Annotated in this window: 1 protein-coding gene; it reads right to left on the bottom strand. The window is 62.0% G+C overall.

Annotation, left to right across the window (positions count from 1 at the left end; genetic code table 11):
* Positions 1-32: 32 nt before the first annotated feature.
* A partial coding sequence (locus Q4563_RS19740; protein ID WP_442903812.1) for an LpxL/LpxP family acyltransferase occupies positions 33-274 on the bottom strand: 242 nt, incomplete at its 5' end.

Raw genomic sequence — 274 nt, 5'->3', positions numbered from 1 at the left:
GGCTGAGTGCGCCCGCAACACGGGCGCTTGTCTCAGGGTACCCCGGCTGCTTTATACGGGCTGGGGGCGCCATCGGGCTGACGCTTGAAGCGTTTGTACGTCCACTGGTATTGCTCCGGTGCCATGGCGACCACTTGCTCGACACTGCGGTTCAGTGCGGTGCAGGCAACGTCGGCATCCTTGCTGTAGATATCGGCATCCGGTTCCAGAAAGTGCACATCAAACCCCTCGGCATCAGGGCGACGCAAGGCAAACGCCATTAACGCCCGTGCCC

The sequence above is a fragment of the Gilvimarinus sp. 1_MG-2023 genome (assembly GCF_030548285.1).
Note: the sequence above shows the minus strand (reverse complement) of the source record. Positions and strands in the feature narration are given on the sequence as shown.